This window comes from Serratia sp. TSO36 (genome assembly GCF_057808395.1).
In genome coordinates this window covers 1-23,183 of sequence record NZ_JBJZOU010000011.1, presented here as the reverse complement: position 1 = coordinate 23,183, position 23,183 = coordinate 1, and the positions used below count along the sequence as shown (strand labels likewise).

Here is a 23,183-nt window from a genome sequence, read left to right as displayed (position 1 = left end):
CGTTATGAAGGTATTGGTCACCGGTGCCACCAGTGGGTTAGGCCGTAACGCCGTCGAATATCTGCGCCGTCAGGGCATCAAAGTGCGCGCCACCGGCCGCAACCAGGCGATGGGCGGCCTGCTGGAAAAAATGGGCGCGGAGTTCATTCATGCCGATCTCACCAATCTGATCTCTTCGCAGGCCAAGGCGATGCTGACGGACGTCGACGTGCTGTGGCACTGCTCCAGCTTTACCTCGCCCTGGGGCACCGAAGAGGCCTTCGAACTGGCCAACGTCCGTGCCACCCGCCGCCTCGGCGAATGGGCGGCGGCCTACGGCGTGGCGCAGTTCATCCACATCTCTTCTCCGGCGATCTATTTCGATTACCACCATCACCGCAACGTGACCGAAGATTTCCGCCCGCAACGCTACGCCAACGAATTTGCGCGCAGCAAGGCCGCCGGCGAGCAGGTGATCCAGCAGTTGGCGCTATCCAATCCGCAGACCCATTTCACCATTCTGCGCCCGCAGGGATTGTTCGGGCCGCACGACAAGGTGATGCTGCCAAGGCTGCTACAGATGATCAAACGCTACGGCAACCTGCTGCTGCCGCGCGGCGGCGCGGCGATGGTGGACATGACCTACCTGGAGAATGCGGTGCACGCCATGTGGCTGGCGACGCTAAAAGAAGATACGCCGTCCGGCCGCGCCTACAACATCACCAACCAGCAGCCGCGCCCGCTTCGCACCGTGGTGCAGCAGCTGATCGACGATTTGGGCATGAAATGCCGCATCCGCTCCGTCCCCTATCCGATGCTCGACATGATGGCACGCGGCATGGAGCGCCTCGGCAGCAAAAGCGAGAAGGAGCCGGTGCTGACCCACTACGGCGTCGCCAAACTCAACTTCGACCTCACGCTCGATACCACCCGCGCACAGCAAGAGCTGGGCTATCAGCCGATCGTCTCGCTGGAAGAAGGCATCGCGCGCACCGCCCGCTGGCTGAAAGATCACGGTAAGCTGCACGGCCTGTAATCAACGCGCCGCGCCGTACTTCACCAGCAGCGCATCCACAATCGCCTCACTCTCTGCATCCGGCTCGCCGCGCACATCGTCGGGCCGGAAGTGCATCTGAAACGCCGCCAACACATTGCGCTGCTGCCGCGCATTCCACGACGGGTCGATCGCGTAGCCGTAACGCGCCAGCTTTTCGAGCAGCGGCGCCATCGCTACCGGCGCATGGCGATCGCGCCCCGCCAGCAAACGCTGCACGTCGCGTTCGTCCGGCCAGGCGCCGATGCCGGCCTGGGCCAGCTGCCGCCAGGGGAACAGCGGGCCGGGATCCTGTTTACGCTGCGGCGCGATGTCGCTGTGCCCCACCACGTCCTGCGGCTGGATGCCATAGCGTTGGATGATGTCGCGGCTCAGCGGGATCAGCACGGCGATCTGCTCCGCCGTATAGGGCTGCCAGTGGGTGAACAGCATGCTGCGGGTGAAGCCCTTGTTGACGATTTCGATGCCGATCGAGGTGTCGTTGAGGTTGCTGCGGCCGCGCCAGGCGCTGGCGCCGGCATGCCAGGCGCGCATCGCTTCCGGCACCAGGCGGAACACCGTCGGTTTGCCGTGTTCGCGCTGCGGATGCGCCGGCAGCAGATAATGCGCGCTGACGTGTTCGTCGGTCAGCGTTTTCAGCGATGAGTGGAAGTCTTCCGCCGTGTAGTGCATCACCAGAAAGCGGATGCGTTGATCCGCGCCCTGCGCCTGATGCAGGGTTTCGAGCTGGTAAGCGCCGCGATCGACGAGCGTGTCCTGCTGCGAACTTTGGCATCCCGCCAGCAGCGCGGCGGCGATGATCCCTGGCCAAATTTTCACTTATCCTCCCTGTGATGTGATGACCTGATATAGCGTTAACGTTAATCAATAATCGCCACGGAAGCCACCGTCGGACAAAGTAAAACGCCCCGGACTCGCCAAGGCGTTGAGGAGTGGGATTAGCGGCTGGCTTTCACCGCGGTACCGCTGACGGTCACCATCAGCATGCTGCCGTCTTTGCCAACGGTTTCATAATCGATATCGATGCCGACCACCGCGTTGGCGCCCAGCTCTTTCGCCTGATCTTCCAGCTCTTCGAACGCGATCAAGCGCGCCTTGCGCAGCTCTTTCTCATAAGCGCCCGAGCGGCCGCCGACGATATCGCGCACGCCGGCGAAGAAATCACGAAAGATGTTGGCGCCGAGGATCGCTTCGCCGGTGACCACGCCGCAGTATTCGGTGATGGTGAACCCTTCCAGGGTCGGGGTAGTTGAAAGCTGCATCAGAATTCCTTGTTTGATTAATTCAACGTATCTATGACCAGAAGATTAGCGTTATGTTCGCTTAATCAATGGCACGCAGTACGAATGCAAGGCCAAAAAACGCATTTATACTGTAAGCTATCGGTCTTCATGGTAGAGACTTTCACATAAGGTAATAAGATGAAAACAAAAACGATTGCGGCTGTTTTACCCTTAGCGCTGTTGCTGAGTGCCTGTACCACGGTGGAACCGGCATACAAGGATATCGGCACCCGCAGCGGCAGCTGTGTGGAAGGCGGCCCGGATACGGTCGCGCAAAAGTTCTATGACCTGCGCATCCAGCAGGGCGCCGGCCTGCCGGACAGCAACCGCCTGGCGCAGCTGCAGCCTTACCTGAGCAAAGTGCTGTATCAGGATCTGGTCAGCGCCGCCCAGAACCCGGGCAAGCATCGGATCACCGGCGACTTGTTCTCCGGCAATGCGCAGGGGCCAGGCAGCGCGTCCGTCGCCAGCGCCTCGACCATTCCTAACACCGATGCGAAAAACATCCCGCTGCGCGTCGACTTGAGCTACCAAAAAGACGCCAACAGCACCGTGAACTGGCAGGACGAAGTGCTGATGGTGCGCGAAGGCACCTGCTGGGTGGTTGATGATATTCGCTACCTGAATGTTCCAGCGCATGCCACCAACGGCAGCGTGCGCCAGGTGTTGGAAAACCAGTAACCCGCGATCCCCAGGCCGACGCGGGTTTGCCGCGTCGGTCACTTGCCCCTCCCGCTTCCCGCTCGGATTTCGTCCAAAAAAAGAAATTTCGCTACCTATCTCACAGCCTGCGCCACAAATCCCCTCCCTCGGCTTGAGTCGCGGTATCTTGTGCTAATCTTTTACTGTCCCGCCGCACACTCATAAATTTTAACGCACAAAGATTGCATAAGTATTCTGTGGAAGTTAACATTTGCGGCATCAATGTCTATTCAATTCTGGCGCATGAGTATTCAACTTAACGGTATCAATTGCTATTACGGCGCTCACCAGGCGCTGTTTGACATCACGCTGGATTGTCCAGCCGGGGAAACCCTGGTGCTGCTTGGCCCAAGCGGCGCCGGGAAAAGTTCATTGCTGCGGGTGCTGAACCTGCTGGAAATGCCGCGTTCGGGCCAACTGCAGATCGCCGGCAACCAATTCGACTTCAAGCAGGCGCCTGGCGAGAAAGCCATTCGCGAACTGCGTCAAAACGTCGGCATGGTCTTCCAGCAATACAACCTGTGGCCTCACCTCACCGTGGTTCAGAACCTGATCGAAGCGCCTTGCCGCGTGCTGGGTCTGACCAAGGCTCAGGCGATGGAGCGTGCCGACAAGCTGCTCAAGCGTCTGCGCCTGACCGACTTCGCCGATCGCTTCCCGCTGCACCTTTCCGGCGGCCAGCAGCAGCGCGTGGCGATCGCCCGCGCCCTGATGATGGAACCGCAGGTGCTGCTGTTCGATGAACCGACCGCGGCACTGGATCCGGAAATCACCGCTCAGATCGTCAGCATCATTCGCGAACTGGCCGGCACCGGCATCACACAGGTGATCGTCACCCACGAAGTGGAAGTGGCGCGCAAGACCGCCAGCCGCGTGGTGTATATGGAAAACGGCCACGTGGTGGAGCAAGGCGACAGCAGCCACTTCACGCAGCCGCGGACCACCGAGTTTGCCAACTACTTATCACACTAACAATTAACTTGCTGTAATTTGGGGAGTTTGCGATGAAAAAACTAATAATCGCCGCCGTTCTGGCCGGCATCAGCGTTTCCGCCTCCGCAGCCGAAACCATCCGTTTCGCTACCGAAGCCTCCTATCCTCCATTTGAATTTATTGACGCCGGCAACAAGATTCAGGGTTTTGACGTCGATCTGGCCAACGCGCTGTGCAAAGAGATGCAGGCCGAGTGCACCTTCACTAACCAGGCGTTCGACAGCCTGATCCCGAGCCTGAAATTCAAGCGCTTCGATGCGGTGATGGCCGGCATGGACATTACGCCGGAACGTGAAAAGCAGGTGCTGTTCACCAAGCCGTACTACGATAACTCGGCGCTGTTCATCGCGCAGAAAGGCAAAATCGCCGACGTGGCGGCGCTGAAAGGCAAGAAAGTGGGCGTGCAAAACGGCACCACCCACCAGAAATACCTGACCGACAAGCACCCGGAAATCACCACCGTGCCTTACGACAGCTACCAGAACGCCATTTTGGATCTGAAGAACGGCCGCGTTGATGCGGTGTTCGGCGATACCGCGGTGGTCAACGAGTGGCTGAAGCAGAATGACGCGCTGGCGGCAGTGGGCGCCAAAGTCACGGATAAAGACTACTTCGGCACCGGCCTCGGCATCGCGGTACGCCAGAAGAACACCGAGCTGCAGGGCAAGTTCAACGCCGCTCTGGACAAGATCAAGCAGGATGGGACCTATGAAACCATCTACAAAAAATGGTTCCAGCAGTAATACGCCCCGATGAATGAATTTCAACCTTTAGCAAGCGCCGCCGGCATGACCGTCGGCCTTGCCGTTTGCGCCCTGATCCTCGGGCTGATTCTGGCGATGCTGTTCGCCGTATGGGAATCGTCCCGCTGGAAAGCGGTCAGCTGGCTCGGCACCGCCTGGGTGACCGTGCTGCGCGGCCTGCCGGAAATCCTGGTGGTGCTGTTTATCTATTTCGGTTCGTCGCAGCTGCTGCTGATGCTCTCCGACGGCTTTACCCTCAACCTCGGTCTGTTCCAGCTGCCGATTCAGCTGGCGATCGACAATTTCGAAGTCAGCCCGTTCCTGTGCGGGGTGATCGCTCTGGCCCTGCTCTATTCCGCCTACGCCTCGCAGACGCTGCGCGGCGCGCTGAAAGCGGTGCCGCAGGGGCAGTGGGAGTCCGGCCAGGCGCTGGGGCTCGGCAAGGCGGCGATCTTCTTTCGCCTGATCATGCCGCAGATGTGGCGCCACGCCCTGCCCGGCCTCGGCAACCAGTGGCTGGTGCTGCTGAAAGACACCGCGCTGGTGTCGCTGATCAGCGTGAACGATCTGATGCTGCAAACCAAGAGCATCGCCACCCGCACCCAGGAGCCTTTTACCTGGTATGTGATCGCGGCGGCCATCTACCTGCTGGTGACGCTGTTCAGCCAATACGTCATCAAACGCATTGAGCTGCGCGCCACGCGCTTTGAGCGGGGGCCGGTCTGATGATTGAGTATTTGCCGGAAATCCTCAAAGGGTTGCACACCAGCCTGACGCTGACCGTCGCCGCGCTGATCGTCGCGCTGGTGCTGTCGCTGCTGCTGACGGTGATCCTGACGCTGAAAACGCCAATCCTGACGCCGCTGGTCAAGATCTACGTGACGCTGTTCACCGGCACGCCGTTGCTGGTGCAGATCTTCCTGATCTACTACGGCCCCGGCCAGTTCCCGGCGATCCGCGACTACCCGTGGCTGTGGAATCTGCTGTCGCAGCCCTGGCTGTGCGCGATGATAGCGCTGGCGCTGAACAGCGCGGCCTACACAACGCAACTGTTCTACGGCGCGGTGCGCGCCATTCCCGCCGGGCAATGGCAGTCGTGCGAAGCGCTGGGCATGTCGCGCCGGCAGACGCTGCGCATCCTGCTGCCGTTCGCCTTCAAGCGCGCGCTGTCGTCTTACTCCAACGAAGTGGTGCTGGTGTTCAAAAGCACCTCGCTGGCTTACACCATCACGCTGATGGAAGTAATGGGCTACAGCCAGCTGATGTACGGCCGCACCTACGACGTGATGGTGTTCGGCGCCGCCGGCCTGGTGTACCTGTGCGTCAATGGCCTGCTGACGCTGCTGATGCGGCTGGTGGAGCGCCGCGCGCTGGCGTTTGAGCGCCGCAACTGAGGCCGCCTCCCCTCATGAGCCCCGCCGTCGTGCGGGGCTTTTTTTATTCCTAATGCAATATTTAATCATTTTTATTGCATTTTAATTCACTCGATGGCAGGGTTATCAGCAGGTGTCCTCGCAAAAACCTCTGGCGATTACCAGTAAAAACAAACGATAGCGAAAAATCACTTTCAGGATCCAGACAGGAGCTCTACGCATGAAAAAACTGCTGCTTGCCGCGACGATGTTGGCCGGAATCACCTTTAACGCCACCGCGGCCGAGACCATCCGCTTCGCCGCCTCCGCCACTTACCCGCCGTTCGAATCGCTCGACGCCAATAACCAGATCGTCGGCTTCGATATCGATCTGGCCAACGCGCTGTGCAAGCAGATGCAGGCGCAGTGCACCTTCACCAACCAGGCGTTCGACAGCCTGATCGCCGCGCTGAAATTCAAGAAATACGATGCGGTGATTTCCGGTATGGATATCACGCCGGAACGTAGCAAACAGGTCGCCTTCACCCAGCCTTACTACGCCAACTCGGCGATCGTGATTGCGCAAAAAGGCAAGTTCAGCTCGCTGGCGGATCTGAAAGGCAAAAAGCTCGGCATGGAAAATGGCACCACCCACCAGAAATACATGCAGGACAAGCATCCGGAGATTAACACCGTCTCTTACGACAGCTACCAAAACGCCATTCTGGAGCTGAAAAACGGCCGTATCGACGGCGTGTTCGGCGACACCGCCGTGGTAAACGAGTGGCTGAAAACCAACCCGCAGCTGGCGCCGGTGGGCGAGCACATCACCGATGCGCAATACTTCGGCACCGGCCTCGGCATCGCTGTGCGCCCGGACAACCAGGCGCTGCTGGCCAAGCTGAACGCCGCGCTGGACGCCATCAAGGCCGACGGCACCTACAAGGCCATCAACGACAAGTGGTTCCCGCAGTAAGTCCGCATGTGGAGCCGCCATCCTTTGGCGGCTCCATCCGATTGCCACCCCATCCGGTTAGTGCTAAATTTGATACTGAATTTAGCATCAAGGATAACATCATGACGGTTCAACCCATTCTTGCCGATTCCGCAGTCAGCATCAGCGATTTTAAGAAATCGCCCAACGCCGCCCTTAAAGAGGCACAAGGGCAGCCGGTCGCCGTCCTGACCAACGGTAAGATTTCGGGATATTACGTCTCACCGGAAACCTGGGAGGCTATCGCGGAATACCTGGAAGATATCGAACTCGCTGAAATCGTTCGTTCACGGATGAACGGCAAACGCATTAAGGTCAATTTGGATGACTTATAAGCTTGAATTCGAAGAACATGCGCTGAAGGAATTTAAAAAACTGTCCCCGGTGATCCGGGAACAGTTCAAAAAAAAGCTGGTATCGGTATTGGTTAATCCCCATGTCCCCGCCAACAAACTCGCCGGTTTGCCCGATTGCTACAAAATCAAACTCAGAGCATCAGGCTTTCGTTTGGTGTATCGCGTCATGGAAACGGAGATCGTGGTTCTGGTCCTGTCTGTGGGCAAACGCGAACGTTCAGCGGCTTACACGGCTGCCAAAAAGCGCCTTTAACGCCGCACCAACAGCGTCAGCACTTCGTAGTGCGCGGTATGCGGGAACATGTCGAACAGCTGCACCCGTTCGATGCGGTACCCCGGCAACATCTCGATATCTTTCGCCATGCTCTCGGCGTTGCAGCTGGAATAGAGAATATAGTCCGGCGCCATCCGGCTCAAATAGTCGCACAGCGCCTGGCCGATGCCGCGCCGCGGCGGGTTGACCAGCACCAGCTGCGGCACCTGGCCTTCGGCGGTGGCGAAACGGGTGGAATCGAGCGCCTGAAAATCTACGTGCAACAACCCTAACCGCTGCGCCGACTGGCGCGCGCAGGCGATCGCTTCCGCGCTGATTTCGATGCCGGTCAGCCGCGTTTGCGGCTGCGCGCAATGCAGGCCGAAACCGCCGACGCCGCAGAACAGATCCCACATGCTGTCGATACCCAGCGCGCGCACCCAGTCGCGGGCGGTGGCATACAGATCGGCGGCCACCTGCGGGTTGGTCTGGAAGAAGCTTTGCGGGCGGATGAACAGCGGCACCTGATTGAACCGTTCCTCCAGCGCCTGCTGTTCGGTCAGCGCAATCTCGCGCTCCCCTTCCATGATCGCCATGTGCACCGGCTGAATATTGGCAGAGATCACCTTGAGCTGCGGCAGCTGCTGCTGCAGCCACGGCAGCGCGGCGCGCAACTGCGCCAGCTTGGTTTCCGAGCGCAGCACGAAGCGCAGCATCACGCCGCCGTCGAGCGTGCTTTCGGTCAGCAGCAGGTACTTCAGCTCGCCGCGTTTGCGCGCCACGTTATACGGCGTCAGACCCGCGCGGGCGATAAAGCTTTTCAGCACCGCGAACATCGGCGCAAAGCCGGCAGGGTATAGCGGGCAGTCGCTCAGATCGGCCGGCGTGCCGTCGCGGTGCAGCATGCCGAGCAGCGGGCGCTCCACGCTGCCGCTGACCACCATCTTGGCTTTATTGCGAAATGCGCTCAGTTCCCCCGCCACCGGCTGCAGCCACTGCGCGACGTCGCGCCCGGCCAGCAACGAGTGCAGGTGATGCTGTTTGTCGGCCAGTTGCTGCGGATAGGGCTTTTCCAGCCACTGACAGGAACGGCAGGTGCCCGCCGTATACAAAGCGCAATGCATGAAGATTACCGTGAAGTTCAGGATGACGAATCAAGGGCGCAGAGTTTACCACTCCGCGCACCTAAAATCTCACTTGCGCGCGGTGAAGAAGCGGCGGCTGGCGGTGGGAACGAACAGCAACGCCAGGATCACCGCGTCGGGGATCTTTTGCAGGATCAGAACGTGCAGGATTTGGCCGCTGGTTTCCCCTTCCACGGTGAACACCTCGGGAAAGACGCTGCCGATGGTGGCCAACAGCAGGTAAAGCACCACGATGCACTGGCAGGCTACATACCCCCAGCGCCCCCAGTTGCGGCCGCGCATCACGGCAAAACCACAGCTGATTTGCAGACACAGCAGCAGCAGGCCGGCCAGAAAGATAAAGGTAGAATCCCACGCCTGCGCGCTGGTGTTGACGAACTCCTGCGCGCCGTCGACGCCCAGCTCGCCCAGCAGCAGCACCACGCTGATACACTTGATCGCGACCATGGCGGTACCCGCCACCATCACCGGCACCGGCGCATCCGAAGTCGATCCCATTCCCTGCCCGCTTTTCAGCATGTCTGACATATCCGTATTCCGCTACGACGCGCCACCTATACAGGTGGCGCATGTAAAGTCAGGTAGTTAGTTGCAATACTTATTGATTGCAAAAATAGCAGGTTTGTTACGATTCAGCTACGGGCCGCCCGCTGCAATTCGCGCGATCGTTGTTTTTCCGAGCGCGCCATAAACCACCAGGCGATCAGGCCGAGAATGCCCACCACCAGCAGGATCAGGCTGGCCAACGCGTTAATTTCCGGATTCACCCCCATGCGCACGCTGGAGAACACCAGCATCGGCAGCGTGGTGGCGCCCGGGCCGGAGACGAAGCTGGCGATCACCAGGTCGTCCAGCGACAGGGTGAAAGCCAGCATCCAGCCGGAGATCAGCGCCGGCGCGATCATCGGCAAGGTGATGACGAAGAACACCTTCAGCGGCGGCGCCCCCAGATCCATCGCCGCCTCTTCAATTGAGCGATCCACCTCGCGCAGGCGCGAGCTGATCACCACCGCCACGTAAGCGGTACAGAAGGTGACATGCGCCAGCCAGATGGTGAACATGCCGCGCTCCGACGGCCAGCCGAAGGCGTGCCCCATCGCCACGAACAGCAACAGCAGTGACAGGCCGGTGATCACGTCCGGCATCACCAGCGGCGCAGTCAGCATAAACGCGAAGCCGGTCGAACCGCGAAAACGGCCGAAGCGCACCATCACCACGGCGGCGATGGCCCCCAGTACCACCGCGGCGGTGGCGGAAGCGGCGGCGATGGTCAGGCTGAGCCCCACCGCGCTGATCATTGCCGAGTCGTGGAACAGTTCGGTATACCAACGCGTGGACCAGCCGGCCCACACCGTCACCAGCTTGGAGCTGTTGAAGGAGTAGATCACCAGCATCAGCATCGGCGCATACAGGAAGGTAAAGCCGATCGTCAGGATGGCGATGCGCCACGGTGAACGCACTACCGGCAAGTTGTTCATGCCTGCCCCCCCATTTCCTTGTTCTGGTGTTTGTGGAACCACAAAATTGGCACGATCAGCAACAGCAGCATGATGGTGGCGACCGCCGAAGCTACTGGCCAGTCGCGGTTATTGAAGAACTCCTGCCACAGCACGCGGCCGATCATGATGCTGTCCGGCCCACCGAGCAGTTCCGGGATCACGAACTCCCCCACCGCCGGAATGAACACCAGCATCGAACCGGCGATGATGCCGCCGCGCGTCAGCGGCACGATCACGCTGAAGAAGGTTTTCAGCGGCCGGGCGCCCAGATCCAGCGACGCCTCCACCAGCGAGTAATCCAGCCGGATCAGCGCCGTGTAGATCGGCAGCACCATAAACGGCAGATAGGAATAAACGATGCCGATATACACCGCCAGGTTGGTGTGCAGGATCACCAGCGGCTGATCGATGACACCCAGCCACATCAGGAAGTTATTCAGCATGCCGTTGTTTTTCAGAATGCCCATCCAGGCATAGACGCGGATCAGGAACGAGGTCCAGGAAGGCAGGATCACCAGCAGCAGCAGAATGTTGCGGGTTGACGCCTTGCTGTGAGCCACCGCCCAGGCCAGCGGATAACCGATGATCAGGCAGCACAGCGTCGAGACCGCCGCCACGCGCAGCGACTGCAGGTAGGCGTCGATATACAGCGGATCGTCGGTCAGCTGCAGGTAGTTGGCGAAGTTGAGCGCGATGTTCAGCTTGCCGTCCACCCAGCTCATCAGCTCGGTGTAGGGCGGCACCGCCAGCGCCAGCTCCGCCAGGCTGATCTTGAACACGATCAGGAACGGCAGCATGAACAGCAGCGTCAGCCATAAATACGGCAGCGCGATCACCAGCTTGCGGCCGTGAGCCATCAGCAGGCGGTGGAACAGCGCCTTGAGGGTGCCGGGCGTTTTGGCCGGCGGTTCCGGCGTGCGTTCAGAAAGCAGGGTCATACGGGTTACTCCTCACCGGCTCCACTACACCGTCAACACTACGCAGCTGTCGGTTTCCCAGCACAGACGCACTTCATCGCCCCAGGTCGGCATCCCCTTGCGGAAACGGTGGCCGTTTTGCAGCTGGGCGCTGATAATCTGCCCGCTGTGCAGCTTCACGTGATAAATGGACAGATCGCCCAGGTAGGAAATATGCGCCACCTCTCCCACCGCGAAGTTGCAGCCGTCTTCCGGCACCTGTTCGCACAGCAGGATCTTTTCCGGCCGCAGCGCCACCTGGATCGGCACGCCGTCCACCACCGAGGCGTCCGGATCGACTTTGATCGCATGGCGCAACCCGGGGCTTTGCAGGATCAGCGCATCGTCGTGGCGCTCTTGCAATACGCAGTCGAAGACGTTGACCGAGCCGATAAATTCGGCGCTGAAGCGGCTGTTCGGATGCTCGTAGATCTCTTCCGGCTCGCCGATCTGCACGAACTTGCCGCGGTTCATGATGGCGATGCGCCCCGCCATGGTCATCGCCTCCTCCTGATCGTGCGTCACCATCACGCAGGTGACGCCGACGCGCTCGAGAATGTCGGTCACTTCCAACTGCATGCGATCGCGCAGTTTCTTGTCCAGCGCGCCCATCGGCTCATCCAGCAGCAGCAGCTTCGGCCGCTTGGCCAGGCTGCGCGCCAGCGCCACCCGCTGCCGCTGGCCGCCGGAAAGCTGGTGCGGCTTGCGCTTGGCATACTCTTGCATGTGCACCAGCGCCAGCATTTCCGCCACCCGTTCGGCGATCGCCGCCCGTGGCATTTTGTCCTGTTTCAGGCCGAAGGCGATGTTCTGCTCCACCGTCATGTGCGGGAACAGCGCGTAGGACTGAAACATCATGTTGATCGGCCGCTGGTACGGCGGCACGTGCGACATATCCTGCCCATCGAGCACGATCTGCCCTTCCGAGGGCTGCTCGAAACCGGCCAGCATGCGCAGCAAGGTGGACTTACCGCAGCCGGACGGGCCGAGCAGCGCAAAGATCTCGCCCTTGTAGATGGTAAGGCTGACGTCTTCGACCGCGTTCTGCCCGTCGAAGGTTTTGGTGAGGTTACGGATTTCCAGCAGAGGGGTGAAAACCTTCTGCGACTTGGCTTGAGGACGAGGGATGGCGTCGTTCAATCGGGGTGCTCTCCGGCGTAAAGCGGCACAAAACCACGGCGAGCGCCGTGGCCCAAAACGGCAATGCAGGCGGGGAGCGCCCGCCTGCCGGTTTACCGACGATAGGGGGATATCCCCCCATCATCACTTCCCGCTTTTAACTTTAGTCCATGCGCGGGTAATGACACGGTCCAGCTTCGGCGACTGTACGTTAAGCGTGAACAGCTTGGCGCGCAGATCGGCCGGCGGATAGACGTTCGGGTTATTGCGCACCTCAGCGTTCACCAGCGGCGTGGAGTCCTTCACCGCATTGGCGTAATAGACATAGTTGCTGATGCCCGCCATCACGTCAGGTTTCATCAGGAAGTTCAGGAACTGGTAGGCGGCGTCTTTGTTCTTGGCGTCCGCCGGCATGGCGAACATGTCAAAGTAGGTCAGCGCCCCTTCTTTCGGGATCGCGTAGGCCACGTTCACGCCGTTCTTCGCCTCTTTGGCGCGATTGGCCGCCTGCATCACGTCGCCCGACCAGCCGATCGCCACGCAGATATCACCGTTCGCCAGATCGTTGATGTATTGAGACGAGTGGAAGTAACGGATGTTCGGCCGCAGCTTCAGCAGCAGATCGTTAGCCGCGCCGGTATAGTCCGCCGCGTTGGTGCTGTTGGGATCTTTGCCCAGGTAGTGCAGCACGGTGGCGTAGACCTCGCTCGGCGCATCGAGGAAGGAGACGCCGCAGCTTTTCAGCTTCTCGAGGTTTTCCGGCTTGAGGATCAGATCCCAGCTGTCGACCGGCGCGTCTTTGCCCAATGCCGCCTTCACCTTGTCGACATTGTAGCCGATGCCGGTGGTCACCATCAGGTAAGGGATGCCGTATTTGTTGTCCTTGTCATTGTGCGCCACCAGCTTCAGCATCTCGGGATCGAGATTCTTGTAGTTGGGCATTTTGCTCTTGTCGAGCGGCTCGAAGATGCCGGCTTGCGACTGGCGCTCGAGGAAGTTGGATGAAGGAACCACCAGATCATAACCGGTGCTGCCCGCCATCAGTTTGCCTTCCAACACTTCGTTGGAGTCAAAGACGTCGTACACCACCTTGATGCCGGTTTCTTTCTGGAATTTGGCCAGGGTATCCGGCGCGATATAGTCGGACCAGTTATACACGTGCAGCGTTTTCTCTTCGGCTGACGCCGTGACGGACGCGGCCATCAACAGGCCGGCAACCACACCCGATAACCACTTTTTACGTTGGGTGACCATCCGTAACTTCCTCCAAAACAGGGTGAATCATAGAATTGAACTTGTATCTGCAGCGATACAAAACCTTTCCTGATCGAGCGCAATCGTTGCAACCGCGAACTGAATGGCTATGCATATGATTGCATGCGCCTTTTTTCACTGCCCTGCTCGCGTGGCCACAAGGGAAATCGCAAGCCCTTTGCAGAATCAGCAGCATAGCCGCTGCCATCGCAACCCGCCAGCCCCCAGGGTAAAAAACGCCTTTTATCGATTTTTTATGCAGTTTTTCTCTATGTGATACGCCATTAACGGCACAAAAGGCGAGAAAGATCGGGCGGCAAAGGCCAAAGTGCAGAATATTTTATTGCGGAGGGGAATAACGGCAGCATGCCGCCGGAGCGACGGCATGCTTAAGGTACGGCGAGGATCAGTGCAGCATCGGCTGACGCACGGCGCCAGCGGGGATCTCTTCTTCATCACCCATAAACAGCAGATCGTTCGCCCGCGCCTCGAGGATCACCATCGAGACCTGCTCTTCGCCCTGCTGCATGAAGTGGGTAAACTGCTCGTAGGTGATGCCGACCGCCACGCTCAACGACTGGCAGACGATCAGCTTCGGCAGGTTGTCGTCCTGAATGTCGACGAACGCCTTGATGGTCAGCGAGCTGGCGTTGATCTGGCTCAGGTCCGCCACCAGCGGGATCAGCGCGGTGGGCTTCACCTCGGCCAGCGCGGAAAACAGAATGACGTTGTCCACCAGATCTATCTTGGCGTCGAACACGCCGTCGAAGTTCTGCATGTGCGGCAGGTGCAGCGCCTGGCAGGAATCGCACTCAAAGAAAGAGATGCCCGACTGATCCAGCCAGCGCCGCAACAGCGCCAAATCGGGGACAATGAGTGAATCCATAATAACCAGCCTCACAATATTCAATACGCGAAAAGGCGCATAGCTTACGGAATATTCACCCGATACGCCACGATCAATGCGGCTTAATTCACTAATTCAGATATTGCACGGCGGGAAAAGCGCGCCGCCCGCCCGTCAACCGCCGGATTTCAGGCGAAAGCCCGGCCGGCCGCGCTGCTCGATGTATTCGATCATCATGCCGGCGATGTCCAGCCCGGTGGTGGTTTCCACCCCTTCCAGCCCCGGCGACGCGTTGACCTCCATCACCAGCGGGCCGCGCTCGGCGCGCAGGATATCCACCCCGGCGACGTCCAGCCCCAGCGTGCTGGCCGCTTTCACCGCGATCGCCCGCTCCCTGGCGGTGATGGTCACCTTGCGGGCGGTGCCGCCGCGGTGCAGGTTGGAGCGAAACTCGCCGGGCTTGGCCTGCCGTTCGATGGCGGCCACCACCCGGCCGCCGACCACCAAACAGCGCACGTCGCGCCCCTGCGCTTCACGCACGTACTCCTGCACCAGGATGTGGGCGTTCAGCCCGCGAAAGGCGTCGATCACGCTTTCCGCCGCCTGGCGGGTTTCCGCCAGCACCACGCCGATGCCCTGCGTGCCTTCCACCAGCTTGACCACCAACGGCGCGCCGCCGACCAGCTCGATCAGATCGCCGGTATCGTCCGGCGAATGGGCAAAGCCGGTAATCGGCAGATCGATGCCCTGCCGCGCCAGCAGCTGCAGCGAACGCAGCTTGTCGCGGGCGCGGGTAATGGCCACGGATTCGTTTAGCGGGTAGCTGCCGAGCAGCTCGAACTGGCGCAGCACCGCCGTGCCGTAAAAGGTGATGGCGGAGCCGATGCGCGGGATCACCGCATCGTAACGCTCCAGTTGGCGGCCGCGATAATGAATGGTCGGCGCCGCCGGATTGATGTTCATGTAGCAGGAGAGCGGATCGATGATATCGATGCTGTGCCCGCGATCTTCCGCCGCTTCACGCAGCCGCTTGCATGAGTAGAGCGTTCCGTCGCGAGAAAGAATGGCAATTTTCACTCGTCACCCCAAAGGCCAACGCCTGCCCGGCAGGCGGGTTAGCGGCCGCGGCGCTCAGGCGCGCGGATCGCTGTCCTGATTATCTTTCGATTGCGGTTTGCGGCGATCGTTTTCCGGCGGCAACCCGCCGCGCATCAGCGGTCCGAAGCCCTGCACCACGCGCCACACCAGAAACGCCGCCGCCGGCACCATCAGCGCCACGCCGAGGAAAATCATGCCGACCGCCGCCTGCTGCGAAGCCAGCCAGCCCGGCAGCTGCAGGTGGCCATGAATGCTGAGGTAGGCCAGCACCAGCATCACGATGCCCAGCCCTTCCAACACCAGCACCGGGCGCGGTAAGTCACCGAATGAACGCATATTTTTCTTCTCCAGAAGGTCTGCCTCCAGTGTAGTGAATTCCCGTCGGCGGCGACAGTCCCGGCAGACTAATTGGTTACATGAATCAAACTAACAGGTAATTCCTGCTTTTTTTTCGCCGCCTCAACGGGCATAGTAGGCGCCATCTGACGCAGGTAATGACTTTTTCGGTGACGGGATGTCGTTGCGGTAGCGAACAATTTATTGAAAATCCAATTAAGGAGCGTTGCATGTTTGCAGTAATCTTCGGGCGTCCTGGCTGTCCTTATTGTGTCCGCGCTAAAGAACTGGCGGAAAAACTGACTGAAGAACGCGACGATTTCAACTTCCGTTACGTTGACATCCACGCGGAAGGCATCACCAAGGCCGATCTGGAAAAAACCGTCGGCAAACCGGTTGAAACCGTGCCGCAGATCTTCCTGGATGAGAAGCACATCGGCGGTTGCACCGATTTCGAAGCTTACGCCAAAGAACACCTGAACCTGTTCCAGTAAGTTTTTGAACGAAAAAGACAAAAAAGGCGCTTAACGCGCCTTTTTTTATTGCCGGTGCAGCTGCTGCAGCGTCTGCACCAGGCCGAGGGCGAACAGCATCAGCATCGCGCCGAACACGCACCAGAACACCGCGCTGGTGGCGTACGCCAGCTCCTGCCAGAACGAAGAGGACGGCGTCAGCCAGAAATGGCGGATCAGCAGACACAGCGGCAGCGCATACAGCGCGCCGAGCAGCGGGCAAAGCAACCGCTTGCGGCTCGACAGATAGCTGGCGATCGCACCGGGGACAACGAACAGCAGCAGGCCGGTTTCGCCGTGGTGCTCATGATCCGTGCTGCCGAACAGGCCGGTTTGCTGGCCGAGAAACACCAGGCTGAACAACAGAAAACAGCTGAGAATGCCCAGCCAATATCTATAACTCGTCATGCGAATTCTCCCCCGCCCAATTACCGCATCAATAGAAATCGGCCCGCTCACCCGCGCGGTGACGCTGAACCGAATTTTTTCCTTGGTCAAAAGAGAGTTAAATGCGCACGGCGGCGCAGGAAATCAGCTTTCTGTGCTGGCTGTCATCGGTCATAGCGTCTAGAATGAACGCCGCCGAACGATGGTTCGCTTTGCCTTCCGCTGGTGGTGATTTATAACGTCGTTTTAAGGCTGAATCTATCTCTTATAGTTATCTATATCAAGCACTTACTGGTAAACAATAAGTTATCCTCCGTGAACATAAACGTCGCTAGTTTGTTAAACGGTAACTACATTCTGTTACTGTTCGTGGTACTCGCACTGGGGCTGTGCCTCGGTAAACTCCGTCTGGGCTCCGTCCAACTCGGTAATTCCATTGGCGTTTTGGTGGTTTCGCTGCTGCTCGGCCAGCAACACTTCGCCATTAACACCGAGGCGCTGAATCTCGGCTTCATGCTGTTTATTTTCTGCGTGGGCGTGGAAGCCGGGCCCAACTTTTTCTCGATTTTCTTCCGCGACGGCAAAAACTACCTGATGCTGGCGCTGGTGATGGTCGGCTCGGCGATGGTGATCGCCATCGGTCTCGGCAAACTGTTCCACTGGGACATCGGCCTGACCGCCGGCATGCTGGCCGGCTCGATGACCTCGACGCCGGTGCTGGTGGGCGCTGGCGACACGCTGCGCAACACCATCGTCAACGGCCCGGCGCTGCTGGCGGCGCAGGATCATCTGAGCCTTGGCTACGCCCTCACCTACCTGATCGGTCTGGTCAGCCTGATCTTCGGCGCGCGCTACCTGCCGAAGCTGCAGCACCAGGACCTGTCCACCTCTGCCCAGCAGATCGCCCGCGAACGCGGCCTGGACACCGACAGCCAGCGCAAGGTCTACCTACCGGTGATCCGCGCCTACCGCGTCGGCCCCGAACTGGTGGCCTGGGCCGACGGCAAGAACCTGCGCGAACTGGGCATCTACCGCCAGACCGGCTGTTACATCGAACGCATCCGCCGCAACGGCATTCTGGCCAACCCGGACGGTGACGCGGTGCTGCAGGTGGGCGACGAGATCTCGCTGGTCGGCTACCCGGACGCCCACGCGCGGCTGGATCCGAGCTTCCGCAACGGCAAGGAAGTGTTCGATCGCGATCTGCTCGACATGCGCATCGTCACCGAAGAGATCGTGGTGAAGAACAGCAACGCGGTGAACAAGCGCCTGAGCCAGCTGAAGCTGACCGACCACGGCTGCTTCCTCAACCGCGTGATCCGCAGCCAGATCGAAATGCCGATCGACGACAGCATCGTGCTTAACAAAGGCGACGTGCTGCAGGTGAGCGGCGACGCGCGCCGGGTGAAGAGCGTGGCGGAGAAGATTGGCTTTATCTCGATCCACAGCCAGGTGACCGACCTGCTGGCGTTCTGCGCCTTCTTCATCATCGGCCTGCTGATCGGCCAGATCACCATTCAGTTCAGTAACTTCTCGTTCGGCATCGGCAACGCCGCCGGCCTGCTGATGTCAGGCATCATGCTCGGCTTCCTGCGCGCCAACCACCCGACCTTCGGTTACATTCCGCAGGGCGCGCTGAACATGGTGAAAGAGTTCGGCCTGATGGTGTTTATGGCGGGCGTGGGCCTGAGCGCCGGCGCCGGCATCGGCCACAGCCTGGGCGCGGTCGGCGGCCAGATGCTGATCGCCGGGCTGATCGTCAGCCTGGTGCCGGTGATTATCTGCTTCCTGTTCGGCGCTTACGTGCTGCGCATGAACCGCGCCCTGCTGTTCGGCGCCATTATGGGCGCCCGCACCTGCGCGCCGGCGATGGAGATCATCAGCGACACCGCGCGCAGTAATATCCCGGCGCTGGGCTATGCCGGCACCTACGCCATCGCTAACGTGCTGTTAACGCTGGCGGGTTCACTCATCGTGGTGCTATGGCCGGGGATACTCGGCTGATCGATTAGCGGGAGAGATGGATCGGCGATAAAAATATTTTGATTTTTTTGTCGCCGGCCAGAACTTTCGTTGGGGGCCGCAGTCTGAATTAGTGCCACTGCTTTTCTTTGATGTCCCCATTTTGTGGAGCCCGATAATCCCGCCTTTTAGGTTCAAGATTATCGGGTTTTTTGTTGCCTTTAGAAAATATCTTTTTAAAACAGTTAAGTATGAATAACTAGTGTACCTAATGGCGACAAACTGGCGACAGCCACCTCATTGTTACAATACTAGAATGGTTGCCTAAAGTTATAATTTTCTTGAAAAACATCCTGAATTATGCACATAAACCTCTTACATTTTCCTCGTTAGTAGCTATCATGTTAGGCGGCATCAACCACTAACAAATTCTGATTGTAACCTTTATGGATACTAAAATAACTCAAGAGGAATTGCATATGACGCAGCAAGCATTTGATTACTCAGTATATCGAGAAATAAAAACTATTGTTGGACTTCGTAATGACTCCGAAGTGAATAAACTTCTTGATACAAACAGATGGGATATTATCTCCGTAAGTAACGGTGTCGATGAGTCTAATTATCCAATCACTAGCATCGTCCTTGGAAAAAGATTTGGTTAATATCCTTGTTATTAACTTCATTTTATTGTCCATGAAATAATTAGCAAATTTGGTATGTGACTCATAATCGCTTGGTCGTTGGTTCAAACCCAACAGGGGCCACCAAATTTTAGCTTTAAAATCATATAATTAAGCCACCTATCAGGGTGGCTTTTTTATTTCATGATATGAGCGTGTCGCAAAAATGTCGCAAGAATAATGTCTATCACTCCTTTTACAGCCAGTAGTGTGCAGTTGCGATAGCTAAAAATGCATTTCCGTTTTTCCCCTTACTGGTACAAATTTTTCAGTTGCTACGGCATAGCTATACACTCTCCAATCCCTTGCCACACGTGGCCCGCAGCGTTTTAGTGACATTCAAGCGCGATCCACTCCAGACACACCGTGATCCACGTAATTCATATTTATTTTATATTTTTCAATGCATTGTGATTTACACCCATAACGCGGCGCGATCCGAAAACTGAAAAAACATGAAATTCTTTTCAATCTTTTCAGTTTGGGATTGCTCGCAAAGCCCCAGGCGTGGCGCGGCTCGGCGGGGTGTTTTGTAGAGAATCAGAACTGAAAAAATTTCCTGATCCAAATTGCGCAGGCGGGTGCGGTGTAGTGCCGTTTTCGTGGGCAAGATGTTTATTTCGTGGGGTTTCTGCCGCGCTGGCGGCACGCTGCTGCGGCGATCGGATTTATTCGCGTGGGATTGTCGCCGGGCTGGAAAGCAGCTCAGAATGTTCTATAGGCGGCCTGGCGGCAGGCATAAAAAAGCCCACATGGGGAGGGAGGGTGTTTACTGATCAATGGTTGCCACATACTGTAACTTGTTGACGTCAGCTTTCGATAAGCGGACGTCCCATCTATCGAAAGAACGTAAAAAAACCGCCTCACGGCGGTTTAGCTGTCCAGTTAGGAAGTTGCGCTTGCGAGTCGTGCTGCAAATCCAATGAAGAACATACCTACCAGCGCGTTTCCAATGGAAGATAACCTACGGTTGCCTTTCAGGCGGCTGAGCAGATAAGAGCCGCAGAAAACGAGAAAGCCGAAATAAACGAGAGTAATTGCGAACATTACTGCTGCAAGAATGATAAACGCCATCCAGGAGTGTTCAGCCTGAACATTGATGAACTGGGCGAAGAAAGAGATATAGAACAGCAACGTCTTTGGATTCAGTAGAGTAACCAGCATTCCGCGTCCAATGATTCCCCCGGCATCAGCTGAAGATTTCTTTTCCTCACTCGTTTCGACAGCTGGCTTAAAGATAGCGCGTATCGTCTGGATACCGAGATAAAAAAGATAAGCAGCGCCTGCGTATTTGATGGCGTTAAATAAGGCAGGGGTTGAGTTTATGACCGCGGCCAGTCCACACCATGCCAGCAGAACCAGAATAACGTCGCTTAGGAGAATGGAAAATATTGCAGCGAAGCCCCGCTTGATGCCGCTGGTAATGCTAGTTTTAATCACGAACATGGTTTCAGGGCCGGGCACAAGGACTATCAACGTCGCACCAAGCAGGTACGTCCAGAAATTCACGACACCAAAATCAGCAAACATTTTCACTCCAGTTCTCTCGTTTCAACGAGGCCATTCTAAAGTAACCAGAGTTAATGAAAACACATCACGGCAACTTTCTATTCAGCCAATGTCTGCTGTTGGCACTTTCCGAACGTTCACGTAAGTGCACCACCCCCTTCATGTTAGATCAAAACATAAAAAAGCCCGCACGAGGCGGGCTGGTGTTTCCTGGTGTTGGCTTTCTTGTTTGTTCAATTTCTACACGGTTACGCACTCAAAAGATAATTGGTTGTGTAGATCAATTACTCATTATTGATCGGTCCGAGCGATCAATATTTAGCCCTACCCAATCACTGGCGCGTATTTGCTTTTCAGCTGGCTGGACTTCGTGCCGGCGGCGCTGATTGCCTGCGCGTTCTGCGGTGCGCCGGTGTTGCTGTGGGTGTGGGCGGCAGTCTGCTGCACCACCTCCAGCGTTTCCAGCATCAAGGCCATCACGTTGATTTGCTGGCTCCCCACACACACCACCGGGGCAATGATATACTGGCGCGCTGCCGCTATGCTGCTGCGGATTTTGCCGATCTTTTCCAGCAGGCTGCCGGCCACCTCCGTGGTGACATCGCGGCCCACGCAGGTCTGAGTTACTAGGCTATAAGAGCGATGTGCCTCATGTCATCTCCATTTTAAACGTGACCACGGCCCAACGTTGCTTTTTTATCGTATCAGTATCCCTCTACACCCTTGGGATACTGAGAATGGCCTATTGACTGACAGGAGCAGGTGGCCATTTCCCACCACGCTTAATTAGCTCGTCTTTGATGCGCTCAAGAGACTCTTTCGCCTCACTGCCGTCCTGACTCCTATTAATCAGCCGTTGTAGTTGATTACCCATCGTCCAACCCGAGTTGCCTCTTATATCGCTATCGGCGCCTTTTCTAATAGAAGAATGACGTGGTCATAGGAGTGATAGTCTAAAGCATCGATGAGCAGCGTATCACCCAGTGAATTTCTTACATTTATATCCGCACCATAATCCAGCATGACCTCTAATGTCTCTGTATTCTTGGCAAGAATACTTTTAAATATAATTGGCTTATTATTGATTTTATCTTTTGCATTAGGAGATAGTCCCCCATCTAACATGGATTTTATCCAAATTCCCTTATCTGCTTTCATAACAAATTCAGCGGGGCTACTTCTCCCTTCCGGCCTAGGCTGCAGTGGGCCTGCCCCCGCCTTGACCAGATCCGTAATGATCTTGATCCGCTCTGGCGTGTTCTTGTCAAAGATAGCGTTATTTATCGCCCAGAATAGCAACGTCATCTCCGCCTTGGCCGGCCGATTTAACGTTTCTTTGCTTACCGCCGGTAAAACCTTATCCAGCTTTTGCCTGTCACCCTCGTAGATGATGTTGGCGATGTCCAGCTGCTTCCCTTCAAAGTAATCCTGTGGTTGTAGATCCCTACCTTGCTTGCATCCCTGCATCACAAACATCGACAGCACCACGGTGATAATCAGAATAATGTGTTTCATGCCATACCCGCCCACGTCAAACGCCCGTTATTTCACCCATCTGAAAGCTAACTAATTCACAATGTTTATCTTCTCTTTAATTTTAATTAATTTTTTTATATAAGAATTACTTTTGTCTCCTTTGGCTATTTCCGCAGAAATCAGAGAAAGGAAGCTGTCATTAAAATCATCTTTGGCTAAGGGGTTAGCGCCATGAGCCAAAAGAACCTCAATGTGCTCAGGGCAACTGTTATACAGCGCATTTATTAATGGCGTTCTGTTCATAGCCCCTTTGATATTAACATCAGCTTTGTTCGCAATCAGCACCTTTAATGTTTCGGTATTCTTCGCTTCAAAACTTTCAAAAATAATAGGTTGATTATGAACCTTATCTCTGGCGTTTGGAGAAAGGCCACCTTCCAGCATGGCCTGTATCCAGACGCCTTTGTCCGCCTTCATAACAAACTCAGCGGGGCTACCTGGCGTGTTAGGTTGAGGTTGTAATGGATCTGCCCCCGCCTTGACCAGATCCGTAATGATCTTGAGCCGCTCTGGCGTGTTCTTGTCAAAGATAGCGTTATTTATCGCCCAGAACAATAAGGTCATTTCTTCCTTAGCTGGACGATTTAAGATCTCTTTGTTTACTGATGACAACAGTTTATCCAACTGCGGC

28 protein-coding genes and 1 pseudogene are annotated in these 23,183 nt (G+C 57.2%); 12 read left to right on the top strand and 17 right to left on the bottom strand.

Going from position 1 to position 23,183, the window contains the following annotated elements:
* Positions 1-4: 4 nt before the first annotated feature.
* Positions 5-1,015, top strand: a complete 1,011-nt coding sequence (locus tag ACK3CV_RS08875; RefSeq protein ID WP_033637824.1) for an NAD-dependent epimerase/dehydratase family protein — start codon at positions 5-7, stop codon at positions 1,013-1,015.
* Here the strand turns inward: ACK3CV_RS08875 and ACK3CV_RS08870 are convergent, their stop codons facing one another.
* Together ACK3CV_RS08870 and ACK3CV_RS08865 are read right to left on the bottom strand one after the other, a co-directional pair.
* On the bottom strand, positions 1,016-1,852 hold the full coding sequence (locus tag ACK3CV_RS08870; protein WP_047568391.1) for an N-acetylmuramoyl-L-alanine amidase: 837 nt from the start codon (positions 1,850-1,852) through the stop codon (positions 1,016-1,018).
* Between the two features lie 119 nt (positions 1,853-1,971).
* Entirely contained in the window at positions 1,972-2,295 is a 324-nt protein-coding gene (locus ACK3CV_RS08865; protein ID WP_033637822.1) for a heavy metal-binding domain-containing protein, read from the bottom strand.
* A gap of 159 nt (positions 2,296-2,454) precedes the next feature.
* On the opposite strand from ACK3CV_RS08865, the gene ACK3CV_RS08860 reads away from it, so the two are divergent.
* From ACK3CV_RS08860 to ACK3CV_RS08825, 8 genes are all read left to right on the top strand, one after another.
* The gene (locus tag ACK3CV_RS08860; RefSeq protein WP_033637821.1) at positions 2,455-2,997 is read left to right on the top strand and encodes a lipoprotein; all 543 of its coding nucleotides are present in this window, start codon (positions 2,455-2,457) and stop codon (positions 2,995-2,997) included.
* A gap of 264 nt (positions 2,998-3,261) precedes the next feature.
* Positions 3,262-3,990, top strand: coding sequence for an arginine ABC transporter ATP-binding protein ArtP (gene artP / locus ACK3CV_RS08855; RefSeq protein ID WP_038884338.1), 729 nt, complete (start codon positions 3,262-3,264; stop codon positions 3,988-3,990).
* 32 nt (positions 3,991-4,022) lie between these two features.
* On the top strand, positions 4,023-4,754 hold the full coding sequence (gene artJ / locus ACK3CV_RS08850; protein ID WP_033637819.1) for an arginine ABC transporter substrate-binding protein: 732 nt from the start codon (positions 4,023-4,025) through the stop codon (positions 4,752-4,754).
* A gap of 9 nt (positions 4,755-4,763) precedes the next feature.
* Positions 4,764-5,480 (top strand): arginine ABC transporter permease ArtQ, encoded by a 717-nt coding sequence (gene artQ / locus ACK3CV_RS08845; protein ID WP_033637818.1) that lies wholly within the window; start codon positions 4,764-4,766, stop codon positions 5,478-5,480.
* Positions 5,480-6,148, top strand: a complete 669-nt coding sequence (gene artM, locus ACK3CV_RS08840; RefSeq protein WP_033637817.1) for an arginine ABC transporter permease ArtM — start codon at positions 5,480-5,482, stop codon at positions 6,146-6,148. Before artQ ends, artM begins: the two co-directional genes overlap by 1 nt.
* Positions 6,149-6,347: 199 nt before the next feature.
* Positions 6,348-7,082 carry an arginine ABC transporter substrate-binding protein gene (gene artJ / locus ACK3CV_RS08835; RefSeq protein ID WP_033637816.1) on the top strand — a complete coding sequence of 245 codons (735 nt, stop codon included), beginning with the start codon at positions 6,348-6,350 and terminating at the stop codon, positions 7,080-7,082.
* A gap of 101 nt (positions 7,083-7,183) precedes the next feature.
* On the top strand, positions 7,184-7,435 hold the full coding sequence (locus ACK3CV_RS08830) for a type II toxin-antitoxin system Phd/YefM family antitoxin (protein ID WP_004928423.1): 252 nt from the start codon (positions 7,184-7,186) through the stop codon (positions 7,433-7,435).
* Positions 7,425-7,709, top strand: a complete 285-nt coding sequence (locus ACK3CV_RS08825; protein WP_033654647.1) for a type II toxin-antitoxin system RelE family toxin — start codon at positions 7,425-7,427, stop codon at positions 7,707-7,709. Before ACK3CV_RS08830 ends, ACK3CV_RS08825 begins: the two co-directional genes overlap by 11 nt.
* On the opposite strand, the gene rlmC is transcribed toward ACK3CV_RS08825, so the two are convergent.
* The 9 genes from rlmC to ACK3CV_RS08780 all read right to left on the bottom strand — a co-directional run bounded on the left by rlmC (position 7,706) and on the right by ACK3CV_RS08780 (position 15,963).
* Positions 7,706-8,833, bottom strand: a complete 1,128-nt coding sequence (gene rlmC, locus ACK3CV_RS08820) for a 23S rRNA (uracil(747)-C(5))-methyltransferase RlmC (protein WP_060418397.1) — start codon at positions 8,831-8,833, stop codon at positions 7,706-7,708. The two genes, ACK3CV_RS08825 and rlmC, sit on opposite strands and share 4 nt — an antisense overlap.
* 69 nt (positions 8,834-8,902) lie before the next feature.
* The gene (locus ACK3CV_RS08815; RefSeq protein ID WP_049197168.1) at positions 8,903-9,382 is read right to left on the bottom strand and encodes a YbjO family protein; all 480 of its coding nucleotides are present in this window, start codon (positions 9,380-9,382) and stop codon (positions 8,903-8,905) included.
* Positions 9,383-9,486: 104 nt separating this feature from the next.
* Entirely contained in the window at positions 9,487-10,332 is an 846-nt protein-coding gene (gene potI, locus ACK3CV_RS08810; protein WP_016928360.1) for a putrescine ABC transporter permease PotI, read from the bottom strand.
* Positions 10,329-11,291: a putrescine ABC transporter permease PotH gene (gene potH, locus ACK3CV_RS08805; protein WP_033637813.1), complete on the bottom strand. Its 963-nt coding sequence runs from the start codon at positions 11,289-11,291 to the stop codon at positions 10,329-10,331. The genes potI and potH overlap by 4 nt, the downstream gene beginning before the upstream one ends.
* 24 nt (positions 11,292-11,315) lie before the next feature.
* Complete coding sequence (gene potG, locus ACK3CV_RS08800; RefSeq protein WP_033637812.1) at positions 11,316-12,449, bottom strand: putrescine ABC transporter ATP-binding subunit PotG; 1,134 nt, start codon at positions 12,447-12,449, stop codon at positions 11,316-11,318.
* Between the two features lie 123 nt (positions 12,450-12,572).
* Entirely contained in the window at positions 12,573-13,682 is a 1,110-nt protein-coding gene (potF, locus tag ACK3CV_RS08795; RefSeq protein WP_033637811.1) for a spermidine/putrescine ABC transporter substrate-binding protein PotF, read from the bottom strand.
* A 406-nt stretch (positions 13,683-14,088) separates the two neighbouring features.
* Complete coding sequence (locus ACK3CV_RS08790; RefSeq protein ID WP_004938666.1) at positions 14,089-14,568, bottom strand: type III secretion system chaperone family protein; 480 nt, start codon at positions 14,566-14,568, stop codon at positions 14,089-14,091.
* Between the two features lie 135 nt (positions 14,569-14,703).
* Positions 14,704-15,606 carry a 30S ribosomal protein S6--L-glutamate ligase gene (rimK, locus tag ACK3CV_RS08785; protein ID WP_033637810.1) on the bottom strand — a complete coding sequence of 301 codons (903 nt, stop codon included), beginning with the start codon at positions 15,604-15,606 and terminating at the stop codon, positions 14,704-14,706.
* A gap of 54 nt (positions 15,607-15,660) precedes the next feature.
* Positions 15,661-15,963, bottom strand: a complete 303-nt coding sequence (locus tag ACK3CV_RS08780) for a YbjC family protein (RefSeq protein WP_033646672.1) — start codon at positions 15,961-15,963, stop codon at positions 15,661-15,663.
* Positions 15,964-16,193: 230 nt separating this feature from the next.
* On the opposite strand from ACK3CV_RS08780, the gene ACK3CV_RS08775 reads away from it, so the two are divergent.
* Positions 16,194-16,457, top strand: coding sequence for a GrxA family glutaredoxin (locus ACK3CV_RS08775; RefSeq protein ID WP_004938676.1), 264 nt, complete (start codon positions 16,194-16,196; stop codon positions 16,455-16,457).
* A gap of 45 nt (positions 16,458-16,502) precedes the next feature.
* Here ACK3CV_RS08775 and ACK3CV_RS08770 read toward each other — a convergent pair whose 3' ends face one another.
* Positions 16,503-16,883 carry an inner membrane protein YbjM gene (locus ACK3CV_RS08770; protein WP_164140778.1) on the bottom strand — a complete coding sequence of 127 codons (381 nt, stop codon included), beginning with the start codon at positions 16,881-16,883 and terminating at the stop codon, positions 16,503-16,505.
* 294 nt (positions 16,884-17,177) lie between these two features.
* On the opposite strand from ACK3CV_RS08770, the gene ACK3CV_RS08765 reads away from it, so the two are divergent.
* Both ACK3CV_RS08765 and ACK3CV_RS08760 read left to right on the top strand, forming a co-directional pair.
* Positions 17,178-18,866 carry an aspartate:alanine antiporter gene (locus ACK3CV_RS08765; protein WP_004938680.1) on the top strand — a complete coding sequence of 563 codons (1,689 nt, stop codon included), beginning with the start codon at positions 17,178-17,180 and terminating at the stop codon, positions 18,864-18,866.
* A 437-nt stretch (positions 18,867-19,303) separates the two neighbouring features.
* A complete protein-coding gene (locus tag ACK3CV_RS08760) occupies positions 19,304-19,489 on the top strand; it encodes a hypothetical protein (RefSeq protein WP_164140776.1) in 186 nt (61 codons plus the stop codon).
* A gap of 433 nt (positions 19,490-19,922) precedes the next feature.
* Here the strand turns inward: ACK3CV_RS08760 and ACK3CV_RS08755 are convergent, their stop codons facing one another.
* The 5 genes and pseudogenes from ACK3CV_RS08755 to ACK3CV_RS08735 all read right to left on the bottom strand — a co-directional run.
* Entirely contained in the window at positions 19,923-20,117 is a 195-nt protein-coding gene (locus ACK3CV_RS08755; RefSeq protein ID WP_239504620.1) for a hypothetical protein, read from the bottom strand.
* A 275-nt stretch (positions 20,118-20,392) separates the two neighbouring features.
* Complete coding sequence (gene leuE / locus ACK3CV_RS08750; protein ID WP_164140774.1) at positions 20,393-21,037, bottom strand: leucine efflux protein LeuE; 645 nt, start codon at positions 21,035-21,037, stop codon at positions 20,393-20,395.
* Positions 21,038-21,340: 303 nt separating this feature from the next.
* Entirely contained in the window at positions 21,341-21,628 is a 288-nt protein-coding gene (locus tag ACK3CV_RS08745) for a hypothetical protein (protein ID WP_239504619.1), read from the bottom strand.
* Between the two features lie 130 nt (positions 21,629-21,758).
* Positions 21,759-22,531: pseudogene (locus tag ACK3CV_RS08740) on the bottom strand (ankyrin repeat domain-containing protein).
* A gap of 51 nt (positions 22,532-22,582) precedes the next feature.
* A partial coding sequence (locus tag ACK3CV_RS08735) for an ankyrin repeat domain-containing protein (RefSeq protein WP_489009826.1) occupies positions 22,583-23,183 on the bottom strand: 601 nt, incomplete at its 5' end.

Excerpts from the sequence above, each read along its gene's own strand:
- ACK3CV_RS08875 (WP_033637824.1), top strand. The coding sequence starts at position 5 with ATGAAGGTATTGGTCACCGGTGCCACCAGTGGGTTAGGCCGTAACGCC.
- ACK3CV_RS08865 (WP_033637822.1), bottom strand. The coding sequence starts at position 2,295 with ATGCAGCTTTCAACTACCCCGACCCTGGAAGGGTTCACCATCACCGAA.
- ACK3CV_RS08860 (WP_033637821.1), top strand. The coding sequence starts at position 2,455 with ATGAAAACAAAAACGATTGCGGCTGTTTTACCCTTAGCGCTGTTGCTG.
- artP (WP_038884338.1), top strand. The coding sequence starts at position 3,262 with ATGAGTATTCAACTTAACGGTATCAATTGCTATTACGGCGCTCACCAG.
- artJ (WP_033637819.1), top strand. The coding sequence starts at position 4,023 with ATGAAAAAACTAATAATCGCCGCCGTTCTGGCCGGCATCAGCGTTTCC.
- artQ (WP_033637818.1), top strand. The coding sequence starts at position 4,764 with ATGAATGAATTTCAACCTTTAGCAAGCGCCGCCGGCATGACCGTCGGC.
- artM (WP_033637817.1), top strand. The coding sequence starts at position 5,480 with ATGATTGAGTATTTGCCGGAAATCCTCAAAGGGTTGCACACCAGCCTG.
- artJ (WP_033637816.1), top strand. The coding sequence starts at position 6,348 with ATGAAAAAACTGCTGCTTGCCGCGACGATGTTGGCCGGAATCACCTTT.
- ACK3CV_RS08830 (WP_004928423.1), top strand. The coding sequence starts at position 7,184 with ATGACGGTTCAACCCATTCTTGCCGATTCCGCAGTCAGCATCAGCGAT.
- ACK3CV_RS08825 (WP_033654647.1), top strand. The coding sequence starts at position 7,425 with ATGACTTATAAGCTTGAATTCGAAGAACATGCGCTGAAGGAATTTAAA.
- rlmC (WP_060418397.1), bottom strand. The coding sequence starts at position 8,833 with ATGCATTGCGCTTTGTATACGGCGGGCACCTGCCGTTCCTGTCAGTGG.
- ACK3CV_RS08815 (WP_049197168.1), bottom strand. The coding sequence starts at position 9,382 with ATGTCAGACATGCTGAAAAGCGGGCAGGGAATGGGATCGACTTCGGAT.
- potI (WP_016928360.1), bottom strand. The coding sequence starts at position 10,332 with ATGAACAACTTGCCGGTAGTGCGTTCACCGTGGCGCATCGCCATCCTG.
- potH (WP_033637813.1), bottom strand. The coding sequence starts at position 11,291 with ATGACCCTGCTTTCTGAACGCACGCCGGAACCGCCGGCCAAAACGCCC.
- potF (WP_033637811.1), bottom strand. The coding sequence starts at position 13,682 with ATGGTCACCCAACGTAAAAAGTGGTTATCGGGTGTGGTTGCCGGCCTG.
- ACK3CV_RS08790 (WP_004938666.1), bottom strand. The coding sequence starts at position 14,568 with ATGGATTCACTCATTGTCCCCGATTTGGCGCTGTTGCGGCGCTGGCTG.
- ACK3CV_RS08780 (WP_033646672.1), bottom strand. The coding sequence starts at position 15,963 with ATGCGTTCATTCGGTGACTTACCGCGCCCGGTGCTGGTGTTGGAAGGG.
- ACK3CV_RS08775 (WP_004938676.1), top strand. The coding sequence starts at position 16,194 with ATGTTTGCAGTAATCTTCGGGCGTCCTGGCTGTCCTTATTGTGTCCGC.
- ACK3CV_RS08770 (WP_164140778.1), bottom strand. The coding sequence starts at position 16,883 with ATGACGAGTTATAGATATTGGCTGGGCATTCTCAGCTGTTTTCTGTTG.
- ACK3CV_RS08760 (WP_164140776.1), top strand. The coding sequence starts at position 19,304 with ATGACGCAGCAAGCATTTGATTACTCAGTATATCGAGAAATAAAAACT.
- leuE (WP_164140774.1), bottom strand. The coding sequence starts at position 21,037 with ATGTTTGCTGATTTTGGTGTCGTGAATTTCTGGACGTACCTGCTTGGT.